This window comes from Bacillus sp. 05T31, from assembly GCF_056396725.1.
Map to the genome: position 1 here is coordinate 1 of NZ_JBFTMA010000689.1, position 2,379 is coordinate 2,379.

Below are 2,379 nucleotides of genomic sequence, written 5' to 3' on the forward strand. Positions count from 1 at the left end.
GTCTCATATAAATTTACCGCAGTTGAAATTTCTTTAACAATTTGATAGTTTACTTCATCTAACTTCACTTCTTTTTTATCCCAATATTTATCATTTTTCTTCATTGTAAAGCTCGCTTCGTGCTTCCACTCTGATAATGTAAACGGCCCATTATATATCGCTTTATTTGCCTCTAACCCGTATTTATCACCTTGCTCCTTCGCATATTTTTCATTAATTGGATAGAAAGATGGTAAAATGAGTAGTTTCGTAAAATACGGTACAGGATGTTCCAGCTCTACAACGAACGTTTTATCATCCTTTGCTTTCACACCTAATTCTTCTAAGCCTAATTGTTTCTTATTTATCTTCTCCGCATTTTTCACATCGTACGAGATATATGCATATTGAGAGGCTGTATCTGGATTTATAAGTTGCTTCCAAGCATATACGTAATCATGAGCTGTTACTGGATCTCCGTTAGACCATTTCGCATCACGTAAGTGGAATGTATATGTCTTACCATCTTTACTCACTTCATATTTTTGTGCTCCCGCTTGAATCACTTCATCATTTTTCGATAAACGGAATAACCCTTCCATTACGTTATTCAAAACGTTAAATGATACCGCATCTGTTACTTTCCCTGAATTTAATGATGGAATTTCACCCGTTTCTAGTAGTTGTAATACTTTCTTCTCATCTTTCGGCTTTGTAGCTGTTTTTTCTTTAGCACAGCCTACTAAAAATGAAGATACAAGTAGAGTACTAACTAATGAGTAGCGAACAACCTTTTTCATATAAAGCCCCCCTATCTTTTTTAAGGTAAGTAACGACGAGCACCAGCGTATTCTTCTATATATCCTGGTGTATTTAGCGGTATAATTTCTACCGATCTTTCAGCCTTTGGAGAGTGAATCATATTTCCATCACCAATATACATGGCAACGTGATGAACACTACCTTTTCCTTGATTATGTGCAAAGAATATTAAATCGCCCTTTTGTAGGTTTTCTTTATCAACCGCAATTCCTGCTTTTGATTGTGGCCCAGAATCCCTCGGTATTGTAATGCCATGTGATTTATAAATCGTATGTGTAAATCCAGAGCAATCAAATCCAAAACCACTTGTACCAGCCCATATATACGGTAATCCTAAAAACATTTTTCCGGTGTTTATTAAGTCATCAGCGGTTGGAGTCGGAATATCATTTTGAGAATGGTAAACAGTTCCATCATTTTTCCGTAGCCACGCCTTCTGACCATTTGGCAACAATACGCGGTATGAGATCGTATCTTCACTTAATAGCGGTAAACGCGTATTATAACTGACTTCTAGCGATTTATGTTTTTCAGAAGGGTTAATATATACAATTGCTGTCGGTTTCGTTATTAATACAAAAGCTTCGTTTGTTTTATCTGCAAATTCCTGATTATACGTTAATTGTTTCTCAGGCATCCACCCTGGATACCCTTCTTCATTTCGCGGCGTTGGCTGTCCGTGCACTAGTACTTTTACCCAATCACCTTTTTTATCAATTACTGTTACTTCTTGACCGAGTAGCGCTTGCGTTTCTAATTTATTTGCACTCGTTAACCAAAGCTTCTCATCTAGCGTCATTGATTTCGTCCACTTCCATAAATCAACTGGATTTGTCGCACTCGGTGCATCAATTGGTCGTAATGAATCTGGTGCAGTCCATAACGTTGCAGCAGATACATCTATAAATGCTTTAYTATCCTTCTTCTCTTCAGCATTYRCCGAWGTAAACGATGAAAATATAAATAARGTTGTYAAAAATGCAGTTCCTACTTTTTTCATATATATCCCCCTTAWAAGATAGTTTACTAGGTACTACTTCTAAGATTGTATATTCACTAYAGAATGCAGGTTTACCTTTGGACCAKTGTAAGTCATCCCTTCTGGCTCTTCTACTAACCATAACGGTGCATCAAGATCAAAGTAATGAATATTCGGATGTGCCGCAGCTAAATGGGCAACAGCGCTAACTGAAAGTGAAGGTTCCATCATACTTCCAACCATACATTTCACACCTGCTGCTTCCGCAATATCTGCAATTTTCCATGCTTCTCGTATGCCGCCGCATTTCATTAATTTAATATTAAGTAGGTCTGCATATCCTCCTTGGACAATCTTTAATGCATCGCTTGCCGAAAACATACTTTCATCTGCCATAATAGGCGTTTGTACATTGTCCTTCACGTACTTTAATCCTTCCCAATCTTTTGCATGAACTGGTTGTTCTACAAATTCTATATTTAAATTTCTATTCTCCATTTCTCTAATAATAGAAACCGCTTCTTTCGGTTTCCATCCTTGATTTGCATCTAAACGTAACGTCGTATTCTTTGGTACTACATTTCGAATTGCCTCTATGC

General features: G+C 37.1%; 3 protein-coding genes. All 3 read right to left on the minus strand.

Going from position 1 to position 2,379, the window contains the following annotated elements; genetic code table 11:
• Nucleotides 1-779: peptide ABC transporter substrate-binding protein (locus AC1DJR_RS26635; protein ID WP_477003923.1), on the minus strand; the 779-nt coding region annotated here is incomplete at its 3' end.
• A gap of 20 nt (nt 780-799) precedes the next feature.
• The gene (locus tag AC1DJR_RS26640) at nt 800-1,801 is read right to left on the minus strand and encodes a C40 family peptidase (protein WP_477003924.1); all 1,002 of its coding nucleotides are present in this window, start codon (nt 1,799-1,801) and stop codon (nt 800-802) included.
• A gap of 39 nt (nt 1,802-1,840) precedes the next feature.
• Nucleotides 1,841-2,379, minus strand: a 539-nt coding sequence (locus AC1DJR_RS26645; protein WP_477003925.1) for an enolase C-terminal domain-like protein, incomplete at its 5' end; no start/stop codon positions are given.